Annotated in this window: 23 protein-coding genes; 16 read left to right on the top strand and 7 right to left on the bottom strand. The window is 57.6% G+C overall.

Annotated elements, in window-relative coordinates; all coding sequences use genetic code 11:
* Positions 1–122: 122 nt before the first annotated feature.
* The 3 genes from DW49_RS0115640 to glnK form a co-directional block, all read right to left on the bottom strand.
* Entirely contained in the window at positions 123–548 is a 426-nt protein-coding gene (locus DW49_RS0115640) for a secondary thiamine-phosphate synthase enzyme YjbQ (RefSeq protein ID WP_024420271.1), read from the bottom strand.
* Positions 549–790: 242 nt separating this feature from the next.
* The gene (locus tag DW49_RS0115635; RefSeq protein WP_005613636.1) at positions 791–2,128 is read right to left on the bottom strand and encodes an ammonium transporter; all 1,338 of its coding nucleotides are present in this window, start codon (positions 2,126–2,128) and stop codon (positions 791–793) included.
* Positions 2,129–2,162: 34 nt separating this feature from the next.
* Positions 2,163–2,501, bottom strand: a complete 339-nt coding sequence (gene glnK / locus DW49_RS0115630; protein ID WP_002555808.1) for a P-II family nitrogen regulator — start codon at positions 2,499–2,501, stop codon at positions 2,163–2,165.
* A 419-nt stretch (positions 2,502–2,920) separates the two neighbouring features.
* On the opposite strand from glnK, the gene DW49_RS0115625 reads away from it, so the two are divergent.
* Entirely contained in the window at positions 2,921–3,202 is a 282-nt protein-coding gene (locus tag DW49_RS0115625) for an accessory factor UbiK family protein (protein ID WP_003377939.1), read from the top strand.
* 33 nt (positions 3,203–3,235) lie between these two features.
* On the opposite strand, the gene DW49_RS0115620 is transcribed toward DW49_RS0115625, so the two are convergent.
* Both DW49_RS0115620 and DW49_RS0115615 read right to left on the bottom strand, forming a co-directional pair.
* Positions 3,236–3,541: a HigA family addiction module antitoxin gene (locus DW49_RS0115620; protein ID WP_005613621.1), complete on the bottom strand. Its 306-nt coding sequence runs from the start codon at positions 3,539–3,541 to the stop codon at positions 3,236–3,238.
* A 294-nt stretch (positions 3,542–3,835) separates the two neighbouring features.
* Positions 3,836–4,699, bottom strand: a complete 864-nt coding sequence (locus DW49_RS0115615) for a LysR family transcriptional regulator (protein ID WP_044424498.1) — start codon at positions 4,697–4,699, stop codon at positions 3,836–3,838.
* A gap of 535 nt (positions 4,700–5,234) precedes the next feature.
* Between DW49_RS0115615 and DW49_RS0115605 the strand changes: the two genes are divergently transcribed.
* From DW49_RS0115605 to argE, 8 genes are all read left to right on the top strand, one after another.
* The gene (locus DW49_RS0115605; protein ID WP_024421317.1) at positions 5,235–6,755 is read left to right on the top strand and encodes an amino acid ABC transporter permease/ATP-binding protein; all 1,521 of its coding nucleotides are present in this window, start codon (positions 5,235–5,237) and stop codon (positions 6,753–6,755) included.
* A gap of 24 nt (positions 6,756–6,779) precedes the next feature.
* Positions 6,780–7,652: a phytanoyl-CoA dioxygenase family protein gene (locus tag DW49_RS0115600; protein ID WP_005613618.1), complete on the top strand. Its 873-nt coding sequence runs from the start codon at positions 6,780–6,782 to the stop codon at positions 7,650–7,652.
* 27 nt (positions 7,653–7,679) lie between these two features.
* Positions 7,680–8,513 carry a transporter substrate-binding domain-containing protein gene (locus DW49_RS0115595; RefSeq protein WP_024420268.1) on the top strand — a complete coding sequence of 278 codons (834 nt, stop codon included), beginning with the start codon at positions 7,680–7,682 and terminating at the stop codon, positions 8,511–8,513.
* Between the two features lie 59 nt (positions 8,514–8,572).
* On the top strand, positions 8,573–9,304 hold the full coding sequence (locus DW49_RS0115590) for a class II aldolase and adducin N-terminal domain-containing protein (protein WP_005613616.1): 732 nt from the start codon (positions 8,573–8,575) through the stop codon (positions 9,302–9,304).
* Between the two features lie 125 nt (positions 9,305–9,429).
* Entirely contained in the window at positions 9,430–10,725 is a 1,296-nt protein-coding gene (locus DW49_RS0115585; RefSeq protein ID WP_024420267.1) for a flavin-containing monooxygenase, read from the top strand.
* A 31-nt stretch (positions 10,726–10,756) separates the two neighbouring features.
* Positions 10,757–11,173, top strand: a complete 417-nt coding sequence (locus tag DW49_RS0115580) for a RidA family protein (protein ID WP_005739900.1) — start codon at positions 10,757–10,759, stop codon at positions 11,171–11,173.
* A 12-nt stretch (positions 11,174–11,185) separates the two neighbouring features.
* Positions 11,186–11,863 (top strand): DUF1028 domain-containing protein, encoded by a 678-nt coding sequence (locus DW49_RS0115575; protein WP_005613613.1) that lies wholly within the window; start codon positions 11,186–11,188, stop codon positions 11,861–11,863.
* The gene (gene argE, locus DW49_RS0115570; protein ID WP_005613611.1) at positions 11,860–13,014 is read left to right on the top strand and encodes an acetylornithine deacetylase; all 1,155 of its coding nucleotides are present in this window, start codon (positions 11,860–11,862) and stop codon (positions 13,012–13,014) included. Before DW49_RS0115575 ends, argE begins: the two co-directional genes overlap by 4 nt.
* Before the next feature lie 84 nt (positions 13,015–13,098).
* Here argE and DW49_RS0115565 read toward each other — a convergent pair whose 3' ends face one another.
* On the bottom strand, positions 13,099–14,034 hold the full coding sequence (locus tag DW49_RS0115565) for a LysR family transcriptional regulator (protein WP_005613610.1): 936 nt from the start codon (positions 14,032–14,034) through the stop codon (positions 13,099–13,101).
* A gap of 154 nt (positions 14,035–14,188) precedes the next feature.
* On the opposite strand from DW49_RS0115565, the gene DW49_RS0115560 reads away from it, so the two are divergent.
* The 4 genes from DW49_RS0115560 (at position 14,189) to DW49_RS0115545 (ending at position 18,394) form a co-directional block, all read left to right on the top strand.
* Complete coding sequence (locus tag DW49_RS0115560) at positions 14,189–15,472, top strand: lysine N(6)-hydroxylase/L-ornithine N(5)-oxygenase family protein (RefSeq protein ID WP_024420266.1); 1,284 nt, start codon at positions 14,189–14,191, stop codon at positions 15,470–15,472.
* The gene (locus DW49_RS0115555; protein ID WP_005613605.1) at positions 15,472–16,347 is read left to right on the top strand and encodes a DMT family transporter; all 876 of its coding nucleotides are present in this window, start codon (positions 15,472–15,474) and stop codon (positions 16,345–16,347) included. The genes DW49_RS0115560 and DW49_RS0115555 overlap by 1 nt, the downstream gene beginning before the upstream one ends.
* 1 nt (position 16,348) lies before the next feature.
* Positions 16,349–17,587, top strand: a complete 1,239-nt coding sequence (lysA, locus tag DW49_RS0115550) for a diaminopimelate decarboxylase (protein WP_005613603.1) — start codon at positions 16,349–16,351, stop codon at positions 17,585–17,587.
* Positions 17,588–17,770: 183 nt separating this feature from the next.
* Positions 17,771–18,394, top strand: coding sequence for a hypothetical protein (locus DW49_RS0115545; RefSeq protein WP_005613601.1), 624 nt, complete (start codon positions 17,771–17,773; stop codon positions 18,392–18,394).
* A 16-nt stretch (positions 18,395–18,410) separates the two neighbouring features.
* On the opposite strand, the gene DW49_RS0115540 is transcribed toward DW49_RS0115545, so the two are convergent.
* A complete protein-coding gene (locus DW49_RS0115540) occupies positions 18,411–19,340 on the bottom strand; it encodes an AraC family transcriptional regulator (RefSeq protein ID WP_086005774.1) in 930 nt (309 codons plus the stop codon).
* Positions 19,341–19,554: 214 nt separating this feature from the next.
* On the opposite strand from DW49_RS0115540, the gene DW49_RS0115535 reads away from it, so the two are divergent.
* From DW49_RS0115535 to DW49_RS0115525, 3 genes are all read left to right on the top strand, one after another.
* A complete protein-coding gene (locus tag DW49_RS0115535) occupies positions 19,555–20,289 on the top strand; it encodes an SDR family oxidoreductase (protein ID WP_005613597.1) in 735 nt (244 codons plus the stop codon).
* Between the two features lie 165 nt (positions 20,290–20,454).
* The gene (locus tag DW49_RS0115530; RefSeq protein WP_005613595.1) at positions 20,455–20,931 is read left to right on the top strand and encodes an antitoxin Xre/MbcA/ParS toxin-binding domain-containing protein; all 477 of its coding nucleotides are present in this window, start codon (positions 20,455–20,457) and stop codon (positions 20,929–20,931) included.
* Between the two features lie 393 nt (positions 20,932–21,324).
* Complete coding sequence (locus DW49_RS0115525; protein WP_024421316.1) at positions 21,325–22,305, top strand: hypothetical protein; 981 nt, start codon at positions 21,325–21,327, stop codon at positions 22,303–22,305.
* Positions 22,306–22,344 lie beyond the last annotated feature (39 nt).

The raw sequence follows: 22,344 nt of genomic DNA, 5'->3' as shown, positions 1-22,344 counted from the left end.
AAACTCAAGAGAAACTATGAAAGCGTCATAGCAATGGCCTGCGCTTTTCTGTGGCTACCAATGTGAAACGGGAACAGACCCTAAGGCAACCGGAAAAATTCAACAACCGCTGTCTCCAGCGGTTATACGTACTCACCCTGAAGGGTGGCCAGGACGTTACGAGACCCACCAGCGTCTCGATGTTCGCCCAGGTAAATACCTTGCCAGGTGCCCAGCGCCAGTCGGCCTGCCGTAACCGGCAATAGCAACTGGCAGCCCAGCAAACTGGCCTTGAAATGCGCAGGCAAGTCATCAGGGCCTTCGTCGTCATGTTCGTAGCCGTCCACGCCCTGAGGCACCAGACGGTTGAAAAAACGCTCGAAGTCACGACGAACCGCCGGATCGGCATTTTCGTTGACGGTCAACGAAGCCGAGGTATGTTGCAGCCATACGTGAAGCAGGCCGACACGACAATCGCGCAACTGAGGCAAGCCTGCGACGATCTCGTCAGTCACCAGATGAAACCCGCGAGACCTGGCCCGCAAGGCAATCCTGGATTGATGCCACATACCGTTCTCCGCATCTTCGGCGCGCATTCTAACTCGACTGAGGAAAAAGCAAAGCGCGCAATAAACCGGCTTCCCTGCAAGTTGACGAAGACTGCTGCAACATCGTTACCTGCGCTGCGTCATGCTGCCGAGATCATTGACACGGGAAAGATCAATGACAGCAAAAAAGCACGGTTTATCCACAAATGTAAGACAAAAAAAATGCCCGGAGACCGGGCATTCTTTTTTGCATCTGCGGCTGCTTACAAGTTGTAGCCACGCTCGTTGTGTTGCGCAAGGTCCAGACCGACAGACTCTTCCTCGTCGGTAACCCGCAGACCCATCACTGCATCCAGTACCTTGAGGATGATGAAGGTCACGATCGCGGTGTAAACGACAGTGAACGCGACACCCTTGAACTGAATCCAGACCTGAGCACCGATGTCAGTCACAGTGCCGAAGCCGCCCAGTGCAGGGGCTGCGAACACACCGGTCAGGATCGCGCCGACGATACCGCCGATACCGTGAACGCCGAACGCATCCAGAGAGTCATCGTAGCCAAGCTTGCGCTTGAGGCTGGTGGCGCAGAAGAAGCAGATCACGCCTGCCGCCAGACCGATAATCAGCGCGCCCATCGGGCCAACTGTACCGGCTGCCGGGGTAATGGCAACCAGACCGGCAACCACACCCGAAGCGATGCCCAGCGCACTTGGCTTGCCGTGCGTCAGCCACTCGGCGAACATCCAGCCCAGTGCGGCGGCAGCGGTAGCGATTTGTGTAACCAGCATCGCCATACCGGCAGTGCCATTGGCCGCTGCGGCAGAACCGGCGTTGAAACCGAACCAGCCAACCCAGAGCATCGCTGCGCCGATCAGGGTGTAACCCAGATTGTGCGGAGCCATCGGGGTGGTCGGGAAGCCTTTGCGCTTGCCCAATACCAGGCAAGCCACCAGACCGGCTACACCGGCGTTGATGTGCACCACGGTGCCGCCTGCGAAGTCCAGAACGCCCCAGTCCCACAACAAGCCACCGACGCCGCCCCAGACCATGTGGGCAATTGGCGCGTAGACCAGCGTGAACCAGATACCCATGAAAATCAGCATCGCGGAGAACTTCATGCGTTCTGCGAAAGCACCGACGATCAGGGCTGGAGTGATGATCGCAAAGGTCATCTGGAAGGTGACGAACACCGCCTCAGGGAACAATGCAGCAGGACCGGTAAGGCTTGCCGGCGTGATACCCGCCAGGAACGCTTTACCCATACCGCCAAAGAAGGAATTGAAGTTGACGACGCCAGCTTCCATACCGGTTGTGTCAAACGCGATGCTGTAACCGTAAACGACCCACAGGATGCTGATCAGGCCGGTGATGGCAAAACACTGCATCATCACGGACAGGATGTTTTTTGAACGGACCATGCCGCCGTAGAACAGCGCGAGACCGGGAATGGTCATGAACAGGACCAGAGCGGTCGCGGTCAGCATCCATGCGGTGTCGCCAGAGTTCAGCACCGGCTCGGCCACTGGGTCAGCCGCCAGGGCAAGACCAGGTATTGCGAGGGACAACAGGGCACCGAGCCCTGCGAATTGACGCAGAGTCATATTGTTTTCTCCTGGGGCGTTGGGGTTTGGCGGCTTAAATTGCGTCTGTATCGGTCTCGCCGGTACGGATGCGAATGGCCTGTTCCAGATTGACCACAAAAATCTTGCCGTCACCGATCTTGCCAGTGTTGGCGGCCTTGGTTATGGCTTCGATGACACGATCCAGATCCTTGTCATCGATGGCGACATCGATCTTCACTTTAGGAAGGAAGTCGACGACGTATTCAGCACCGCGGTACAGCTCGGTGTGACCCTTCTGACGCCCGAAGCCTTTGACTTCAGTAACAGTGATGCCCTGCACGCCGATTTCAGACAACGACTCGCGCACGTCATCCAATTTGAACGGCTTGATGATGGCAGTGACTAGCTTCATGAAAACTTTCTCCCGAATTGGTGGACTTGCCCCAGGAAAACAAACCCGACTCAAGTCTAAGCGCAGTGTCTGGCTTTGTAACGTGTCGGCCGCCTGATCAGGCCAGACCAACTCCAGAAAACCGCTTCTGACGAAACACTTCCCCGCTCCGCCTGCCGCACTGCATTCGTCACAGCGACTGCATCAGTGCATGGGTCATTAGCCACTAAGCAGAAAGCTTGCCATCTCGTGAATATTCATTGAATACAGGCCCTTGGATGCGTTTCGCTTCATAAGGCCGGTACTGCAACGAGGGTAATGCACAACAATAGTGCTTATGTGCCCGCCCCAGCGCGCCATAAGCGTGCACCTTGCGCCCTCGGAATTGACTATAGACGCTGCGTGTTACACTGCTGCCCATCTGATTCAGGAAAATCATCATGCTCGCGCCCAAAGCTTTCCTCGATGCCCTCAGCGGCCACGCCTCGCGCCTGTTCAACGGCGAAACGCCGGTCCCTCGCAGCGAATTCGAAACCCAGTTCAAAGCACTGCTGCAAAGCGGTTTCAGCAAACTGGACCTGGTCAGCCGCGAAGAGTTCGACAGCCAGATGGCCGTCCTCGCCCGCACCCGTGCCCGCCTCGAGGCGCTGGAGGCCAAGATGGCCGAGCTGGAAGGCAAGCTCGGTGGGGCTGAGAAGGCTGAGTCTGAAAAGGCTGGATAAGGGCTCATTGACTGCACTGACGGGTGACAGTTATCAGCCGCAGTGGGCCAGACATTTGACCTGCTCACGAATCTGCGCGCCCTTCTCTGTCTCTGCCTTGCGCAGATCATAGGCAAGCTGCAGGTTAAGCCAGAACTCAGGACTCGTCTCCAGGCATACAGCCAGACGCAGCGCTACATCAGCGCTCACACCTCTGCGCTGGAGCACGATGTCGTTCACCGTCGGCGTAGAAACCTTAAGGGCCCTGGCCAACGCTGCGGCGGTCAGCCCCATCGGCTCAAGATATTCCTCTTTCAGAACCTCGCCTGGATGGACGGGGCGCATTCCGTTTTTGTTCATTGGAGCACCTCAGTGATAATCGACAATTTCTACGTCCTCGGGACCGTTGATGCGATGGCCACAGCCGCGTCTTGCCTTGTAAAAAGAGATATCTCGTGTGCACGCACTTAAAACTCACAATCATGATTAAAGCTTAACGTTATTCGTTAACACAAGATTTTATTTGCTATCATCTCAGCCTACAATCCGACCCTTCGGCCGATTCTGTAGGACATGTCCTGACTTCAGATTGTTGACGATGTGAGGGCCAAAAACCGCTCAGGAGTCTCATTTGTCGAGCTGTTACACGAATCGTCAGGCTGAAGGCGGTGCCAGTTCGATGGTTCGGCAGTAATCCATGAACAGACGAGTGGCACGGGTCGGCTGGTTGTTGCGCAGATAGGCCATGACCAGGGTGGATGCTGGCATGTCGTCTTCGATGTCCAGTTGCACCAAGAACTCACCGTCGTAGGTCATGTTGGTTCGGGGTCGGGTGACCAGTACAGAAAACCCCAGCCCCTGGCCGACCATGCAGCGTACCATTTCGATCGACGGCGAGCTGTACGCAACCACCGGCGCGTAGCCTTTTTCCGTGAAGATATCCATGAAGTAGGTTCTGCTGGGCACCGCATCCAGCAGGATCATCGGCTCGTGGCTCAACTCCAGTAGCGTCACTGTTTTTTTCTGCGCCAGCGGATGAGCCGCCGGTAGCAATGCGTAGGGTTTGTGCGGTGCATTCAACTCTTCCTTGTTGATCGTCGTGCCCAGCTCCAGATCGTACAGAAATGCCAGATCGAAGCGGCCTCGGTGCAGCCCGTGCATCAGTTCGTGTTGCTCGCCGTCGTAAAGCTGAATGGTAACGTCCGGGTATAACCGCTTGAAGCCGGAAACCAGTCTGGGCATATAAAGGGGTGCGGCTGATTCAAAGCAACCGATAGCGATGGTGCCCGATACGTGTTCATTCTCGGCCCGAGAGTCTTGTTCGAGCTCTTCGGAAAGCCGCAGTAACTCCTTGGCCTTCTCATACACTTTGCCGCCGCCTGAAGTTAAAGAAACACCTTGGGCGTGGTGGCGCACAAACAGCGGCTGATTAAAGGCCTCTTCGAGATTCTTGATAGCGACAGAAATAGACGGTTGAGAAATATGCAGCTGCCGCGAGGCTTCGGCAATACTGTCCATCTCGACCGCCGTCACGAAATACTTGAGCTGTTTCAATGTAAAGTGAGCCACGCAATACCTCGTTATGAGCAGGCCTTGGGCGGCTGCACCTGAATAGCTTTTACCTATGCTTAGCGAGGAGTGTGCCAGACGCTCACGCACTGACGCATTCACCAGGCGACCCCGAATTTATTGGCTGGCCACAGTCTCTCGCCTGCAATTTCCGATGCTGAGCCATTGGCCGATAGCCCAACGATTGCAGGCAGCGCACCCATTACGAGCGATTATTACAGCACTTATAATCGATCGCCCTAAAAAGGTGCGATCAAGCGCGAAGTGCTTTAAAGCTTATATCACCGGTTTTACCGTACACGTGTTTAAAATATGAATACGAGCCCCCTGCTTAGGATTTTCCTATGCTCCGGGCCAAAACTTACTATTTGTCTGATGAACCTGGCATCAATCATGATGGCTTCAGAAAAGGACGGGGCAGCGTTCAGTTTTAATTCCAGCGACACGTCGCCCATCACTGTTCCATTTATCGAGCGAGCCGACAATGACCTTTGACTGGAAGTACATGTTCGGCCTGTTCAGCGATACCGAGTTCTGGATGGCCACCTGGACGGTTATTCAACTCAGTGTACTCACTTGGGTAATCAGTATTTTTCTGGGTTTTATTCTTGCGCTGGCCAAACAATCATCTGTGCCGCTGATCAATTTACCGGCAAAAGCCTATATCTGGTTGTTTCGCAGCTTGCCGTTACTGGTGCTGCTGATATTTGTCTATAACTTGCCGCAGGCGTTACCGGCGACGTCGGCCGTGTTGGCCAATCCGTTCTGGGCAGGCCTGATTGCCATGGTGATGTGCGAAACAGCCTATGTCGCAGAAATTCATCGCGGCGGCCTGCTGTCCATCGCCAAGGGCCAGACCGAAGCCGCACGGGCGCTGGGGCTGCGCTTCGTGGGCACACAATGGCGGATCGTCATCCCGCAGGCGCTCCGCGTTGCGCTGCCATCGCTCACCAACGAATACATTTCCATCGTCAAACTCAGTTCACTGGTTTCGGTGATCTCGCTGACCGAGATTCTGATGGTCGGCCAGCGCCTCTATTCACAGAACTTTCTGGTGATGGAAACCATGGCGGCGGTGGCGTTCTATTACGTGCTGGTCGTTACGGTATTCGACTTTCTGCTCAAGCGCCTGGAGCGTCATCTGGACGTGACGCAGCGCAAGGTCACACGTGAGCCCGACGCCGAGATGCTCGAACTGGCGACCCGCCAGCCTGCTGTGGTAGCGCGTCCGGTCATTGATTTTGCAGGCCCTGCGCTTCAGGCAACGCGCTTGCACAAGGCTTACAACGACATCGAAGTTCTGGGAGCGGTCAGCCTGCAGATCAACCCCGGCGAAGTGGTTTCGGTGATTGGCCCGTCAGGTTCGGGCAAGACCACGCTGATCCGGTTGCTCAATGGTCTTGAGCAGATCGACAACGGCGATATCAAGATCAACGGCCAACCGTTCATCCACCTTGTGCGCCAGGGCGCGCAAAAGCCGCGCTATGTCGAGAACGCCGCCTACCGACTGAACATAGGCATGGTGTTTCAAAGCTTCAACCTGTTCCCGCACCTGAGCGTGCTCAACAACCTGCTGTTGGCGCCGCGTTACCACCGCCTGGCGCCCGCACAGGAACTCAAGCCGCAGGCGTACGAGTTGCTGAACAAGGTCGGCATGCTGGAACACGCCTGGAAATACCCGCACCAGTTGTCCGGTGGGCAGCAGCAGCGCGTCGCCATCGCTCGCGCCCTGATGATGCGCCCGCAAATCATGCTGTTCGACGAACCCACCTCAGCGCTGGACCCAGAAAAGGTCAACGAGGTGCTGCAGGTCATTGAAACCCTCGCCCAGGAAGGCATCACGATGGTCATCGTGACCCATGAAATGAACTTCGCCTTCAAGGTCTCCGACCGGATCGTGTTCATGGAGAAGGGACGCGTGATCTGCGATGACAAACCCCAGGCACTACGCGACGGCCAGCACCCGCGAGTTGAAGCCTTTCTTAAAGACGTCTCACTGGCCTGAGGCCTTGTTGAAGAGGAGAAAAACATGATCGAGCAATGGCAGATAGACCAGTTTCATGAGCAAGGCTTTCTCGTGGTGGAAGGCGTGCTGGCAGCCGATGAAGTGGCGGCCCTTCAACAGGACTTTGATCAGTGGGTAAACGACAGCCGCAGTCAGCATCAGGCATGGGGGCAGACTCAGGACGGTCGCCCGCGTTTTGACATTGAAAGCGACCATCGGCCTGATCACCCTTCACTGCGCCGCGTGACATCACCCACGGAAATCTCGCCGGCCTACCAGCACTCGGCGTTTCAGTCGCAAATGGCAGTTATTGCCGCGCAACTGATCGGCGGCAGCGGTACGCGCTTTCACCACAGCAAGATCAACTCCAAGTTGCCCCACACCGCGACTCAGGTGAAGTGGCACCAGGACTTTCTTTTTACGCCACACAGCAACGACGATCTGGTTACGGCGCTGCTGATGATCAGCGATGTAACGCCTGAAAACGGCCCTCTGAATGTTGCGCCCGGCAGCCACAAAGGGCCGCTCTGGTCGCACTGGCAGAACGACCGCTTCACCGGTGCCGTGGATGACGCGGTGGTTGAGCAGCATTGCCAGCAACCGGTTGCGTGTTATGGCCCGTCAGGCTCTGTGTGCTTCATGCACACCCGCCTGCTGCACGCTTCAAGCCCTAATGAAACCGAGTTCCCGCGCACGCTGTTCATCAGCGTCTATGCCGCCGAAGACGCGCTGCCCTTCGGTGAAAACCCGTTGCCCAGCGAGCACAGCGGGCTGATGGTCGCAGGCCAGGAAAGCGGCCTGGTACGCAGCACCGAAAACCATGTTCGCTTGCCGCAGAAACCCAAAGGTGCTTCGTTTTTCGTGCAGCAAGCCGGAAAAGACGCCGCCATTGCCTGATCCCTACTGACTCCACGAGGAATACCTATGAAACTGTCAGGTCTGATTGTTCGTCCCGTTGCCTTGGCTTTGCTGGGCGCGGTGGTTGCCATGTCCTCGTCTGTGGCCTCGGCCTTCCAGCAGCCGGGCAAGATCATTGCCGGTTCCGACATGACGTTCTTTCCCTACGAATACATGGAAAAGAACCGTCCGGCTGGTTTCGACATCGAGTTTCTCGATGGCCTGGCGAAGGTCATGGGCATGACGGCAGAGAATATCGACACGCGCTTTCCCAACCTGATCGGCGGGCTGCAGGGCGGTCGTTTCGACATCACCAACTCGTCGATGTACATCACCGCCGACCGCCTGAAAGTCATCGACATGATCCCGTACCTGAAAAGCGGTGAAGCCATTCTGGCGGTCAAGGGCAGCGCTTATCAGCCCAAGGTTCCGGAAGACTTCTGTGGCCACAAGATCGGCTCAATGGCTGCAACCTCGTGGCTGCAACAGTTGCAGAAACTCTCCACCGAATACTGCGTGAAAAATGGCCTGCAGCCGATTGCAATCAGTGAATACGGCACTGATCCGCAAACCACTCAAGCAATGCTGGCACATGCGGTTGAAGCGCAGATTACCGACGCGGCCGTTGCGCGCGGTGTGGTCGACAAGCTGGGCAGTAAAGTGGTGATCTCTTCCGAAACTCTGATCTATCCGGTGCTCAACGGCTTTGGCGTTAAAAAGGGTAACAACGAGGTCAGGACCGCGCTGGAGAAGGGGCTTGAGAAGTACAGCAAAACCCCGGAATACGCAGCCTTGCTGGACAAGTACAAGTTCCAGGCGCCCACGGCAGATGACATCGCCGCGCTGATGCCCAAGCCCTGACAACCAAAGAGCGTGCCTGGCAGGTTTGACGGGCACGCTCGACCGGAGAGCAATCAATCATGGCCCTTAACTTCGAAGAGCAGACGCGCATAGACCTGGCGGCGACCTTTCGCATCATCGCCCATCTGGGCATGCACGAAGCGGTCGCCAACCATTTCAGCGCCGCGATCTCGGCTGATGGCAAACAGTTTCTACTTAACCCCAAGTGGAAACACTTTTCACGCCTGCGCGCCAGCGACTTGCTGTTGCTTGACGCTGACGATGCCGACGCGGCGCACCGTCCCGATGTCGATGCAACCGCCTGGTCGATTCATGGGCAGGTTCACCAACGCTTGCCCGATGCCCGCGTGGTGCTGCACTTGCACCCGGTCTACACCACGGCCGTGGCGTGTCTGGCCAAACCGCATATTCCACCCATCGATCAAAACACCGCACGCTACTTCAACAGGGTCGCGGTGGACGAGCTCTACGGCGGCATGGCCGACACGACCGCCGAAGGCGCTCGATTGGCAGGTTTGCTGGAGGACAAGAGCCGCCTGTTGATGGGCAACCACGGCGTCATCGTCACTGCGCCCAACGTCGGCGAAGCCTTCGATGACATCTGGACCTTGGAGCGCTCCTGCCAGATTCTGGTGACTGCCTGGTCCACAGGCCAGCCGCTCAAAGTGCTGCCCGACGATGTCGCCGAGAAGACCGCGCGTGACTGGCAGAAGATCACCGATTTCTCTCGCCAGCACTTCGAAGAAATGAAGCTGCTGATGATTCAGGCAGACCCTTCTCTGCTCGATTGACCGCACCTGTTACTGACTGGATACGCGTCTGCGGATGCCGTAGGCCTTGTTACGCCTGCGCCCTGACGATTCATTGGTTTTTACAACGTCAACATGCCGAAAAACACGTGTTAAAGGATGCCGAAATGACCGAACACATCACAGAAATCGATACGCTCGTCATTGGCGCAGGCCAGGCGGGCGTGGCCACCAGCGAGCATTTGAGCCGTCTTGGCATTCAGCACCTGGTCCTTGAAAAGCATCGCGTTGCCGAGGCCTGGCGCAGTGGTCGCTGGGACTCGCTGGTGGCCAACGGGCCGGCCTGGCATGACCGATTTCCCGGCCTTGAATTCGACATGGATCCGGACGGATTCGCCGGTAAAGAACAGGTCGCCGACTACTTCGAGCGCTACGCGCGCGCATTCGACGCCCCGATCAAAACGGGCGTTGAAGTCACACGCGTCACCCGCAACACCGAGCGCTCGGGGTTCACCGTCGAGACCAGTGCAGGCACCTACGTGGTCAATCATCTGGTGTCGGCGACAGGGCCGTTTCAGAAGCCGGTCATTCCGGCAATTGCCCCCGTTGACGAGGCGTTGCATCAGATCCACTCGGCGCAGTATTTCAACCCGCAGCAATTGCCCGAGGGCGCAGTGCTGGTGGTGGGCGCAGGCTCGTCCGGCGTGCAGATCGCCGAGGAGTTGATGCTGGCGGGGCGCAACGTCTATCTGTCAGTCGGCCCCCATGATCGCCCGCCACGCGCCTACCGTGGCCGCGATTTCTGCTGGTGGCTGGGTGTGCTGGGGCTCTGGGACAGCGAAACCGCGCAGCCTGGCAAAGAACACGTGACCATTGCTGTCAGTGGTGCGCGAGGTGGTTACACCGTGGACTTCAGGCGCCTGGCACAAAACGGAATGGTGCTGACAGGTCTGACCGAAAGCTTTGTCGATGGCAAGGTCCGTTTCCAGAGCGATCTGGTCAATAACCTGGACAGCGGCGACGCGAACTACCTGTCGCTGCTCGATGCCGCTGACGCCTATGCCACCCGCAACGGACTGGACCTTCCACTGGAGCCGGCAGCCCGTGCAAGAGTGGCCGACTCGCCCTGCATAACCGACCCGTTACGCGAGCTGGACCTGGTCGCGTCGGGCGTAACGTCCATCATCTGGGCCACGGGTTATTCACAGGATTACAGCTGGCTACACGTCGACGCTTTCGACGCCAAAGGCAAGGCTGTTCATCAACGCGGTGTGTCCCGCGAGCAAGGTCTGTATTTCGTCGGTCTGCCGTGGCTATCGCGACGCGGCTCGGCGTTTATCTGGGGCGTGTGGCACGACGCCAAACATGTGGTCGATCAAATCGCCACGCAGCATAAATACCGAGCGTATGACCAAAGCAAACGTGAGGCGCCCGCCCCCCGCTTGCGCAACGTCAGCCTTTGAACATTGCCTGCAACGCCCATTGGAGCTAACCATGACCACCCCGACGCACACCCGTATTCGCATGTTCAACACCAAGGACACCTACCCCAACCAAAGCCTGGACAACGACTTGTGCCAGGCGGTGCGCGCCGGTAATACCGTGTACGTGAGAGGTCAGGTGGGCACCGATTTCGACGGCAATCTGGTCGGCCTCGGTGATCCGGCGGCGCAGGCCAGTCAGGCGATGAAAAACGTCAAGCAACTGCTGGAAGAGGCTGGCAGCGACCTGTCGCATATCGTCAAGACGACCACCTACATTATCGATCCGCGTTATCGCGAGCCGGTCTATCACGAAGTCGGCAAGTGGTTGAAAGGCGTTTTCCCCATTTCCACCGGTTTAGTGGTCTCTGCGTTGGGTCAGCCGCAATGGCTGATGGAAATCGACGTGATCGCCGTCATCCCCGAATAAGGACCGTCGCCCATGACTTTTTCCATTGCTGCACGTTGCGCCGAGACCGGCCAATTGGGCATCGCTATCAGCTCATCGAGCATTGCCGTGGGCGCACGCTGCCCCTGGTTGCGCGCGGGTGTCGGGGCAGTGTCTTCGCAGAACATCACCCTTCCGGCGCTGGGCCCGCAAACGCTGGACCTGATCGAGGCCGGGATGTCAGCTACCCAAGCGCTGGATGACGTCATGAGCGCCAGCCCGTTCAGCGAGTATCGGCAAATCACGGCGATAGATCATCTGGGGCGAGTCGCGCATTTCAGTGGCGGTGAAACGCTTGGTATCAATAACGCAGTTAGCGGCGATCAATGCGTAGCGGCCGGCAACATGCTGGCCAGCCCGACAGTTATCGACGCAATGATTCAGGCGTTCGAGCACAGCACCGGGCATCTGGCTGACCGTTTACTGAGCGCGATGCAGGCCGGTCTGGCGGCAGGCGGCGAAGCAGGCCCCGTGCACTCGGCTGCACTGAAAGTGGTGGGCGAGCAATCCTGGCCGATTGTTGATCTGCGTGTGGACTGGGCCGAGCACGATCCAGTGGATGCGCTGAGCCGTCTCTGGCAAGCCTATCGACCACAAATGCAGGATTATCTGGACCGCGCCCTGAACCCCGCCGCAGCGCCAGGTTACGGCGTACCGGGAGACGAACGATGAGCGCCAGTCGCGAGTTGTTGGCGCGGCTGGTGGCATTCGACACCACCAGCCGAGTGTCGAATCTGGCCTTGATCGACTGTGTTCGTGACTACCTGGAAGGCTTCGGTGTTTCTTGCGAGCTGATCTACAACGCGCAGAGAACCAAGGCCAACCTGTTCGCAACCATCGGCCCTGCCGACGTGCCGGGTATCGTGTTGTCTGGCCATACGGACGTGGTGCCGGTAGACGGCCAGGCCTGGACGTTCCCGCCGTTTGCGCTGAGCGAAGCCGAAGGCAAGCTTTACGGCCGTGGCACCGCAGACATGAAAGGCTACATTGCCTGTGTGTTGGCACTGGTCCCGGCGCTGACGCAGGCGCCGCTGCGCATGCCGGTGCATATCGCTCTGTCCTACGACGAGGAAGTCGGATGCCTGGGCGTGCGCTCTTTGCTGGCCGCGCTTCAATCCCGGCCGGTAAAACCGATACTTTGCGTCATCGGCGAGCCGACAGAACTCAAGCCGGTGCTCGGGCACAAAGGTAAGGTCGCGATTCGCTGCGACGTGCATGGGGCAGCCTGCCATTCGGCTCATGCACCCAGCGGCGTGAACGCCATCGAATACGCGGTGCAATTGATAGGCGAACTGGGTCGGCTGGCGCAGACCTTACGCACCGCTGAGGCCCAGGACACACGTTTCGATCCGCCTTTCTCCACCGTTCAAACAGGCGTGATCAGCGGCGGCACGGCGTTGAACATCGTGCCCGAGCAATGCCGCTTCGACTTCGAAGTGCGCGCGCTCCCCGGCCTCGACCCGCAACAGATCGTCACCGCTCTGCACGCCTACGCCCGAGACACATTGTTACCTGCGATGCAGGCGATCAGTGCGCAAAGCGACATCGGTTTTACCGAGCTGTCGAGTTATCCGGGGCTGGATATCTCCATGCACAGCCAGGCGGCTGATTTAATTGCCAGGTTCTGCGGTTCCAGCGCATTTGGCACGGTTGCATTCGGAACCGAAGGCGGGCTGTTCGACCAGTCGGGCATCCCTGCTGTGGTCTGCGGGCCGGGCAGCATGGAACAGGGGCACAAGCCGGACGAGTTCATCCGCATCGAACAGCTTGAAGCCTGCGACGCCATGCTGCAGCGGGTGCTGGAATTTGTATCCCGCCCATAGGGTTTCTTCAGTCATTGCGGCATCAAGCGATTCGGCAGCTCATGCAGGAAACAGCCTTTCCTGCTTTTGCATAAGCGCCCCCCTTCAAGGCCCGGCAGCGATTGGCGCATTGATCGCCGCCAATCGTGCCTCGACGATCGAGGCTTGTTCACGCAATGCTTCTTCAAACAGCCCGACCAGCCTGGACGCGGGTCGGTGCAAGGGTTTTACGAGGCTGACCGTGAACGGTATCGACGCCGTAAACGGCCGGATCTCCAGACCCTGCCCGACGAAGTCCAGCGCGGTCAGCGGGTTGACGATGGCCAGCCCGATGCGCTCACGCACCATGGCGCAGACCGAGGCGGCACTGTGGGTGTCCAGCACCATCTGCCGCTCTACCTGAGCCAAGCGGAAAATCTCGTCTATCTGCTGCCGGTAGCTGTCCAGGCTGGACAGGCTGATGAAGGGTTTAGAGGCAAAGTCCTCGGGCGCCAGCACCTGTTTTGCCAGAAGCGGATGGCCGACGGGCAATACACACACCTCGTCCACAACCATCAACGGCACCAGCTCTGTGCCCGGCGGCGCGCTCGCCACTTCGGTCAGCCCCAGGTCGTAGCGCTGCGCCGACAGCCACTCCTCCAGCAACGGTGATTCCTGTGGCGTGATGCTCATGCTGGCTTTGGGGAACTGGGCAAAAAAACGCTGGCACGCTTTCGGCAACAATGACTGTGAAAACACCGGCAGGCAGGCGATGGATAACTGACCGTGCTCGAACTCCCGCAGTGACGCCGCCGTGCTCAGAATACGCCCCAACCCGAAGTAGGCGCGCTGCACCTCCTCGAACAGTGACAGCGCCTGCGCCGTGGGCCTTAGCCGCCCGCGTACGCGATCGAACAACTTGAGCTGAGTGAGCAATTCGAAACGCGCCAGCTCGCGGCTTACCGTCGGCTGAGACGTGTTCAGCATGTTGGCGGCTTCCGTCACGCTGCCTGAGGTCATGACGGCTCGAAACACTTCTATGTGGCGCAACGTCACTGACATGGACCAGACTCATTGCCTTCGACAAGGCCATATCATAAATGAATGGACGTGTTGAATATTGATATTTTATGAGTGCCCCGTCTTTGCCCATCATGCCGCCCTTAGCGCAGTGGCACCTTTGATGCACACGCGATAATCAAGGTAGGGAAGACCGATGGACGCTCAAATATTTGATGCGGTGGGAGTAGGTGCGGGTCCGTTTAACCTGAGCGTTGCGGCGCTCCTTCATCCCCTCAAGGATGTCAGGCATCTGTTTCTGGAGAAGCAGAGTCAGTTCTGCTGGCACGCCGGGATGCTGCTGGACAACACAACGGTTCAGAACAGCTTTCTCAAGGACCTGGTCAGTTTCGCCGACCCCACCAGCGCCTTCTCCTTTCTGGCCTTTCTTCACCAGCACAAGCGCCTTTATCAGTACGTGAATGCCGGCTTTCAAAGAACTACCCGCCGGGAATTCAACCAATACCTGCAATGGGCCGCAAGGTCCCTGCCTGCCGTGCAGTGGGGGCGGGAGGTCAGAACGGTAAAACCCCACGCCTGTGGGTTCGAGGTGTTCACCGACACCGGTGCCTACATCGCCCGTAACCTGATTGTCGGCACCGGGCCACGTCCGTCTGTTCCGGTCATGGCAATGCCGCTTCTCGGGGAGCAGGTGTTTCACAGCAGCGACTACCTGTTCAAACGTCAGGCACTGGCAGGGCGTCGGGTCGCAGTGATCGGTGGCGGCCAGAGCGGCGCGGAAATCGTTCTGGACCTGTTGGGGCAAAGCGTCCCGCCCAGCGAGATTGTCTGGGTAAGCTCGCGCACGCACCTGGCGCCGCTGGATGAATCGCACTTTGCCAATGAACTCTACACACCGGCCTATGTGGAGTATTTCTGGGGCCTGGAACGGTCGAAAAAACATCAGTTGCTTGCGCAGCACACGTTGACCAGCGACGGGATATCTCCGGAAACACTGGAAGCGCTTTATCAGCGGCTGTATCACCTGCGTTTTGTCGAGGACGTCGCTCCGTGCCGGCTGATGCATTCGCGCCGGGTCGAAGACATCAGGCCAAACGCAGACGGGTATCTGCTCGATATCCGGGAACTGGACACCGGCGGCACAGACGTCATCAACGTCGAGCGGATTGTTCTGGCCACCGGGTACAAGCAGGACGCAATACCCACCGTGCTGGAGAACCTGTTGGACGACATCGAGTTTGCCATTGATGAGCCCGTTGTTCGTCTGGACTTCTCGCTCGGTTATCGCGGGCCCGGAAAAATATTCCTGCTCAATGCGGCAAGGTACAGCCACGGCGTCAGCGAGCCAAATCTGTCGCTGAATTCGTGGCGCGCGGCAACGATCATCAACGCAATCGTCGGCCACGAGCATTACCCCAGCCCGCATGCTCAATCGATGCTTGAACTGGGGCACTTCCCCCACCGAGTGGAGGTCGCCTGATGATCCCTTATCTGTATGTGCTGGCGGCCGCATTTCTGTGGGGAACATCGTTCGTCGCAGGGAAAATAGCCTTCGGTGTCGCTGACGCGCCGCTGATCGTGCTGGCCCGCTTCGCCATGGCGGGTCTGTTCTGGCTGCCGGTTTTCTGCAGGTCGGTGCGCAGCGTTCCCCCATCACGATGGGGCGCGCTGTTATTGCTGTCTTTTCTGATGATCCCGGCCACGTTCCTGCTGCAATTCATGGGGCTGCACTACACCAGCGCCACCAGTGCCACGCTGATGATCGGCTTTGAACCGTTGATGGTGATGCTGGTCGGCTGGCTGATCTGGCGCGAACAGATGACCGCGCTTCATCTGCTGCTCGGCACGGTCGCGCTGGCGGGCGTGCTGTTGGTGATGGGATGGCCCAGCGGCGCCAACTTCCTTGGCTGCTTGCTGGTTCTGCTTTCGACAGTGGTGGTCGCCATCTGGGTACGCTGGTCGAAAATCTGGATGCAGAGCCTGTCGGTCAATGCCTTCACCGCGCTGACAACGGTGCCGGGCACCGTCATGCTCATCCCGTTTGCCTTGTTCCTGACCAACGACTGGCAGGTCAACTTCTCGACCCAGGGCGCGGCTGCGTTGCTGTATCTGGGCGTAGGTTGCAGCCTGGGCGCAGGCTGGCTGTGGAACATGGGCATGCGCTCCATTCCCGCAAACGCGGGCGGCATGTTTCTGGCGCTCGAACCGATCTTCGGCGTCATATTCGCAGTCGCCCTTCTCTATGAACCACTGGGCGCAACGACTCTGGCAGGCATCGGCCTAGTCGTGCTTCCGGTGCTGGTCATTTCCATTCTGCCTGTGCTTCAGGCACGTCGTTTACCCGAGGCATGTTGATATGAAAACCCTCGCTGACACTCAGCTGTCCAGACTGGCCGATCAATACGGCACTCCGCTGTGGGTGTACGACGGTCAATTGATTAAAAAGCGTGTTCAGCAACTGGCTGCATTCGACACGGTGCGCTTTGCGCAAAAAGCCTGTTCCAACCTTCATATCCTGCGCCTGTTGCGCGACGCTGGCGCGGCGGTAGATGCCGTCTCACTGGGGGAACTGGAGCGCGCCCTGCACGCAGGCTTCAGCGCCCAGACTGCTCAAGGCACGGCCGGTGTGGTGTTCACGGCCGATGTGTTTGATCGAGCCACCTTGCAGCGCGTGGTCGAGGCGCAGGTCGAGGTGAATGTCGGTTCGATCGACATGCTGCATCAACTGGGTGCGCTTTCCCCTGGCCACCGTGTATGGCTGCGAATCAACCCGGGCTTTGGCCACGGGCACAGTCGCAAGACCAACACCGGCGGCGAAAACAGCAAGCACGGCATCTGGCATACGCACCTGCAGGATGCGCTGAAGCTCGTCCGCCATTACCGGTTGCATCTGGTCGGCCTGCATATGCACATCGGCTCGGGGGTCGATTACCAACACCTTCAGCAAGTCTGCAGCACCATGGCAGAACTGGCTGTTGAAATGGACCACGATATTGAAGCCATCTCGGCAGGTGGCGGTTTATCCGTGCCCTATCGCGCAGGCGAGCTGCCGATCAATACCAGCCATTATTTCGCTCAGTGGGACCACGCCAGAAAACGCATCGAAGCCCATCTCGGGCACCCCATACGCCTGGAAATCGAGCCCGGCCGTTTTCTGGTCGCGCAGGCCGGTGTGCTGGTGTCCGAGGTCCGTGCTACCAAGCACATGGGCGGCAAGCACTTCACGCTGGTCGATGCAGGGTTCAACGACCTGATGCGTCCTTCGCTGTATGGCAGCTATCACGAGATGTCCCTGATCACCTCGCGCGACGAACCGCTGCCGATGCAGAAAACAGTTGTAGCCGGGCCACTGTGCGAGTCGGGAGATGTGTTCACGCAGGCCGAAGGCGGCATCGTCGAGTCCCGTCTGCTGCCCGTCGCGCAGGTGGGCGACTATCTGGTTTTTCATGATGCCGGGGCTTATGGCGCGTCCATGTCATCCAACTACAACAGCCGCACCCACGCGGCAGAAGTGTTGGTGGATGACGGTCAGGAAAGGTTGATCAGACGGCGTCAGCCACTGGATGATCTGTTGCGACTTGAAGAAGACTGCTAAGCAAGCCGCTGCGGGCACTGGACAAGTGCCCGCAGTACATCAATCAACGCCGTTCCTTGATCCGCTGTTCAATGACATGATTGCCTTCACCAACACCGTGATAATGCGCGACGCTTGATTTTGATACATCGCGTAAAGCAGGTTGATCGCAATGGGTCACTTTACTGACAACGGACTGAAAAAATGCCGCACAACCCCTCTATTTCCCGCTGGCTCGTCGCGGGAACCCTCTCGTTTCTGATTGGCACATCCGCCTTCGCGGACAGCACGACCCTACGTTCCGGCAAATACGAGCAATTGATGCTGGCGGTAACGCCCGAGCATCAAGTCGAGGGCTACTATGAGGAAGAACGCGGCGAAGACCCGCCCTTCAGGTGCGCGTTCTATCTAAAAGGCACTATCGAGGCCGGGAAAGATGTCGCGGTGGCTTCCTGGTCCGACGGAGCCTATCCGGGAACGCTAAAGCCCTCGGCTGACGGCGTCACGCTGACCATCAAAGAAGGCCAGAATAACTCAGGCTGTCTGAACGTGTTGATGCCGGAAATCGCAACCGGTCTGGACCTGACCCGAACAGCCAGCAAGCAGTGGATAAGCCTGGTGAAGGTGAGCGCCGACAAGGCATGGCTACAGAAAACTGCAAATGCCAAAGCCACCCGTGGCGCCTACATCGTCAAAGGTGATGTTGTCGGGGTATTGGCCTTCAAGGATGGCGCGGCCCAGGTCGAGTTCATCAACGCTGACAACCGCTCGTTCACGGGATGGATCAGTCAGGATCAATATGCGCGACTGACTGCCCCCAGACAGTAATGTCAGGCAGTTTGCATCAGATGATCTGACGCACTCGGCTCAGGTCCGTTGAAGGCGGGCAGCCAAACTGGCGGCTGTACTCCCGGCTAAATTGCGACGGGCTTTCATAGCCCACGCGGTAGCCGGCGCTGGAGACATCCAGACCTTCGTTGATCATCAACCGTCGAGCCTCTTGCAGGCGCAGTTGTTTTTGATACTGCAACGGGCTCATGGCGGTCAGCGCCTTGAACCGGTGGTGCAAGGTTGAATTGCCCAGGTTGGCCACACGCGCCAGTTCGTCGATACGCAGCGGCTCGGCGTAGTGAGCGTTCAGCCAGTTGACCGCGCGCGTAACGCGCTGCGTCTGTGAATCCCCAGCCGCTATTTCATAGAGCCGACGGCCGTTATTGCCGCGCAGCAGGCGATAGTAGAGCTCCCGGAGCGCCAACGGCGCGAGCATGCCGATGTCCCGTGGGGTGTCGAGCAGGCGCACCAGTCGCAGAACCGTTTCGAGCAGCGGCTGGTCGATGTGATCAAGAAACAGACCGCGTTGCGGCTCATCCGGCACCCCGCTGAGCGGCGCATCGGCGATGAGCTGAGCGATCTGCACAGGGTCGAAATCCAGACGAATACACAGATAAGGCGCATCGGCACTCGCTTCAATCACCCGCCCGGACACGGGCACAGTCACCGCGACCACCAGGTAGCTGAGCGAGTCGTACACATACTGCTCATCGCCCAGCCAAAGCGCCTTGCGCCCCTGAACAATCAGGCACAGGGCTGGCCGATGAACAGCGTGAATCAGTTCGGACGGCGCGTCGCAATGGATGACGTGCAGCGGCGCAATCGCTGTTTCATACACACCGGGCGCCGTAAACCTGCGCGTGATCAGCCGTATGATTTCAGCGCGGTAAACACTATTGCCCTGAAGGTTGGCAGCCTCATTTGTATCCACGAAGAACTCCATCTGACCTGAGTTTTGCTACACGCCCTTCCCTTGCCTCGCGCTCATCATAGCGGCCATTGGGCAGCTGCTCAGCATCGGACACGCTATCAGACAGCATCAGGCAAGCTTCGCGCAGGTATCGGCAAGCGCGCGACCATCACCGACTCGTAGCATCGCACCCTCACTCAGTTGAAGCATCACGCTGCAACCGGGCACTTTACGAAGGGACCCACTCATGACGAACATCCACGGCAAGGTTGTACTGATCACAGGTGCCAGCAGCGGCATAGGCGAAGCGGCCGCCCGACTCATCGCCGCCAAAGGCGCGCATGTTGTGCTGGGAGCACGGCGCATCGAGCGCTTGAAGGCACTGACCGCAGACATCGAAGCCCAAGGCGGCTCGGCACGTTTCCGCGCGCTGGATGTGACCGATGCCGCCGACGTGCAGGCATTCGCCGACTTCGCCAAGCGGGAATTCGGCAAGATCGACGTCATCATCAACAACGCAGGCGTCATGCCCCTGTCGCCCCTCGCCTCGCTGAAAATCGCGGAATGGAACCAGATGCTCGACGTCAACATTCGCGGCGTGCTGCACGGCATCGCCGCTGTGTTACCGACGATGGAAGCGCAGGGCCATGGCCAGGTCATCAACCTCTCATCCATCGGCGGCCTCTCGGTTTCCCCCACCGCTGCGGTGTACTGCGCCACCAAATTCGCCGTCAGAGCCATCTCCGATGGGCTGCGGCAAGAAACCGACAAAATCCGCGTAACCGTCGTCTGCCCCGGCGTGGTCGAGTCAGAACTGGCCGACTCGATTTCAGACGAGACGGCGCGCGAAGCAATGAAAGGGTTTCGAAAAGTGGCGCTGGGGGCGGATGCGATTGCGCGGGCGCTTGTGTACGCGATCGAGCAGCCGGATGGGGTGGATGTCAGTGAGATTGTGGTTAGGCCTACGGGGAGTCCGTACTGAGGCACGTGCTTTTCACGGCATGGACACTATTGCATACAGATAACGAGTTCACGCCCTGTGTCGACCTCTCCAGAATGAGGCGCTAAACCCCAGCGCCTCAACGCCTCACGTCACATGCGTCAAACGGCGCTATACTTGCGTCAAATGTCGCACATGGAGGAATACATGATGGTTTCCGCCACCACACGTAATGTCGCGCCCGCATCGCCTGCCCGCAGACCAACGGAATATCTGCTCAGGACCGATGCCGGTCAGCTCAGTCAGGTCATGGTCTACAAGCTGACCGTTAAAGGCTTCGAACTAAAAGACGTACAAGACATGCTTTCGATCTCTGATCTTTATTCGACGAATAAAATCATGAGCCGCATCGTGGGCAAGTCCATAAGAACAATCCAGCGTCAGGGCAGCAGCAAGCAGCCTGCACACCTCAATTCACAACAAAGTGCTGTGGCGTTCCAGTACGCAAAGGTTCTGGAACACGCCACCCATGTGTTCGGTAATCAGAAGCTTGCAGAAGAGTGGCTCGGGCGCCCCTGCAAATACCTGGACGGCGACGTACCGCTGGACGTTATCGACAACCCCATCGGGTTTCAGACAGTCGAAGACTACCTGGAGCGCATCGAGTACGGGGTCTATCAGTGAATCCATTGCCCTGGACTGGTTTCATCGATGAAGCTCATTGGCTGGCAACTGACTGAGCGATATCGTATAGGCTATTCTTTCTAACGAGGCCATTGACCCCATCCTCAAGCAAGGCAAAGCATCAGCATACACGGCTAGCCAGGAATCGCATGACGCGAAAATTAACGCTGATTTAATACTGTTTTAAATCATGAGCTTAAAGAGCGAATATCCTATTTTTTGCCTTGTCTCGGAATGAACCCGTCCAGGCGGCGCGAGAGTTTGTCTCCTGTTAGCAATGCTTCCCGTACGATTTTCTCCAAATTTTTCGGGCTCTCCTGATTGATTTTGTAGAATAATGGCATCTTGCCGCCCGCGAGCCATCAGGCTTTTTCTAAGGATTGAGGACATTTGATGAACGCTTTAATGGCAGCCATCTGTATTACGTGGGCTGGATTTTCCTTTCTTTTTTATCGAGGGCTCTATCACCGGCGTGTTCGTCACGCTGCGTATGCCGAGTTTGCACGTGCCACGTTCACTGCAGTGCAAGCGCATTTCCCAGAGTTGAAATTAAAAAGCTCGAGCCTTGTTATCGACAAAGGCTTTGGGGTTAAAAATGACGAAGCTTGGCAAGAGGCGCTTCATACTTTCATCTCCCATCGAGTCGTTCCTGAGCTGAGCCCCAGAATCAGAGAGTCTTTAAAGGCTTCACCGAGTGCGAACAAGGATTTCTCTACGTTGACTGTCAACTTGGTGCTCACATTGGTCGAGTATCAGAGCATGCCTGAGACCTACAACCTCACCGAAGCTATCGCCTTGATTGAGGAGCCCGAGGATCCATTTGCATTTCTATCCGGAACTCCAAAATTCAAGCCGCAGAAAGAGGTATTGACCCGCTTGGCGGTTGTTGTATTGGCAGTCGGAATTATAGGAGAGACCTCACCTTCTAATGCAGCCGGTGGAGAAGCTTTTTCTCCTCTATCGGCCTGCAGCGCGCTTGCCGATATTGACGGTTTTCAGCCAAACAAAAGCGGCTATATTGAGCTTTACGATGGCATTTTTTCTTGCGCTACACCTTACAAGGAATTGGGAAACCAGGCATTACCTAACAACATCGCTTTGTATGGCAGAGGGAATGCAAGCGAAGTCACCCGTGTAAAGTTGATGCTTAACGTCAATGTTTCCTCACGTGGAGCCCAAGACGCCATGCTTTTGGCAAGCCTCTGCACGCAGATGATAACCAACGTCACGGGGAATCCGGCTTCCGGTTTTGAACAGAAAATAGCTCAGGGCAAGCCTTTCAAGCAGTCTTTTCACGGCTATAGCGTGTACCTAGTGTACTGTTTTCGAAAAAACCAGCTACTAACTAACGTAAAATTCAAATTTTATCAATAACTTAGGTTGCAGGACACGGGTAAATTATTTCGCAAACAG

It is taken from the genome of Pseudomonas avellanae BPIC 631, assembly GCF_000444135.1.
In the GTDB taxonomy this organism is placed as follows: Bacteria; Pseudomonadota; Gammaproteobacteria; order Pseudomonadales; family Pseudomonadaceae; genus Aquipseudomonas; species Aquipseudomonas avellanae.
The sequence above is the reverse complement of the archived record's forward strand: the minus strand, read 5'-3'. Positions and strand labels throughout refer to the sequence as shown.

Coding starts and splice junctions, on each gene's coding strand:
- DW49_RS0115590 (WP_005613616.1), top strand. CDS start 8,573: ATGGCCCTTAACTTCGAAGAGCAGACGCGCATAGACCTGGCGGCGACC.
- DW49_RS0115635 (WP_005613636.1), bottom strand. CDS start 2,128: ATGACTCTGCGTCAATTCGCAGGGCTCGGTGCCCTGTTGTCCCTCGCA.
- DW49_RS0115620 (WP_005613621.1), bottom strand. CDS start 3,541: ATGAACAAAAACGGAATGCGCCCCGTCCATCCAGGCGAGGTTCTGAAA.
- DW49_RS0115555 (WP_005613605.1), top strand. CDS start 15,472: ATGATCCCTTATCTGTATGTGCTGGCGGCCGCATTTCTGTGGGGAACA.
- DW49_RS0115625 (WP_003377939.1), top strand. CDS start 2,921: ATGCTCGCGCCCAAAGCTTTCCTCGATGCCCTCAGCGGCCACGCCTCG.
- DW49_RS0115605 (WP_024421317.1), top strand. CDS start 5,235: ATGACCTTTGACTGGAAGTACATGTTCGGCCTGTTCAGCGATACCGAG.
- DW49_RS0115545 (WP_005613601.1), top strand. CDS start 17,771: ATGCCGCACAACCCCTCTATTTCCCGCTGGCTCGTCGCGGGAACCCTC.
- argE (WP_005613611.1), top strand. CDS start 11,860: ATGAGCGCCAGTCGCGAGTTGTTGGCGCGGCTGGTGGCATTCGACACC.
- DW49_RS0115580 (WP_005739900.1), top strand. CDS start 10,757: ATGACCACCCCGACGCACACCCGTATTCGCATGTTCAACACCAAGGAC.
- DW49_RS0115540 (WP_086005774.1), bottom strand. CDS start 19,340: ATGGAGTTCTTCGTGGATACAAATGAGGCTGCCAACCTTCAGGGCAAT.
- DW49_RS0115530 (WP_005613595.1), top strand. CDS start 20,455: ATGATGGTTTCCGCCACCACACGTAATGTCGCGCCCGCATCGCCTGCC.
- DW49_RS0115565 (WP_005613610.1), bottom strand. CDS start 14,034: ATGTCAGTGACGTTGCGCCACATAGAAGTGTTTCGAGCCGTCATGACC.
- glnK (WP_002555808.1), bottom strand. CDS start 2,501: ATGAAGCTAGTCACTGCCATCATCAAGCCGTTCAAATTGGATGACGTG.
- DW49_RS0115575 (WP_005613613.1), top strand. CDS start 11,186: ATGACTTTTTCCATTGCTGCACGTTGCGCCGAGACCGGCCAATTGGGC.
- DW49_RS0115615 (WP_044424498.1), bottom strand. CDS start 4,699: ATGGACAGTATTGCCGAAGCCTCGCGGCAGCTGCATATTTCTCAACCG.
- DW49_RS0115640 (WP_024420271.1), bottom strand. CDS start 548: ATGTGGCATCAATCCAGGATTGCCTTGCGGGCCAGGTCTCGCGGGTTT.
- DW49_RS0115595 (WP_024420268.1), top strand. CDS start 7,680: ATGAAACTGTCAGGTCTGATTGTTCGTCCCGTTGCCTTGGCTTTGCTG.
- DW49_RS0115525 (WP_024421316.1), top strand. CDS start 21,325: ATGAACGCTTTAATGGCAGCCATCTGTATTACGTGGGCTGGATTTTCC.
- lysA (WP_005613603.1), top strand. CDS start 16,349: ATGAAAACCCTCGCTGACACTCAGCTGTCCAGACTGGCCGATCAATAC.
- DW49_RS0115560 (WP_024420266.1), top strand. CDS start 14,189: ATGGACGCTCAAATATTTGATGCGGTGGGAGTAGGTGCGGGTCCGTTT.
- DW49_RS0115585 (WP_024420267.1), top strand. CDS start 9,430: ATGACCGAACACATCACAGAAATCGATACGCTCGTCATTGGCGCAGGC.
- DW49_RS0115535 (WP_005613597.1), top strand. CDS start 19,555: ATGACGAACATCCACGGCAAGGTTGTACTGATCACAGGTGCCAGCAGC.
- DW49_RS0115600 (WP_005613618.1), top strand. CDS start 6,780: ATGATCGAGCAATGGCAGATAGACCAGTTTCATGAGCAAGGCTTTCTC.